This is a genomic window from Salifodinibacter halophilus, from assembly GCA_012999515.1.
Classification (GTDB): Bacteria; Pseudomonadota; Gammaproteobacteria; order Nevskiales; family Salinisphaeraceae; genus Salifodinibacter; species Salifodinibacter halophilus.
In genome coordinates, this window is the sequence record JABEEB010000703.1 from 1 (window position 1) to 237 (window position 237).

The following is a 237-nucleotide window of genomic DNA, read 5'->3' on the forward strand; positions in this document are numbered from 1 at the left end:
AGCTGAAGGCGACCGTGCGCGCGCCCGGGGCCAGCGCATCGGCGCGTTCCAGCGCGTCGATCCACAGCTCCCAGTCCTGGCCGCCCATCACCGTCACGGTGTCTTCGATTTCCTGCTCGGTCGCCGGCTCGATCGTGGCCTGCACGATCTGGTCCTTGTTGGTGTCGATGGCCGAGGACGTGTACGGCGCGCCGATCGGCTTGAGCGCGGAGCGCTTCACTTCGCCGGTGGACGGCA

Annotated in this window: 1 protein-coding gene; it reads right to left on the bottom strand. The window is 68.8% G+C overall.

From position 1 onward, the window contains the following. On the bottom strand, positions 1-237 hold a 237-nt coding region (locus tag HKX41_13370; protein ID NNC25124.1), incomplete at both ends, for a bifunctional NADH-specific enoyl-ACP reductase/trans-2-enoyl-CoA reductase.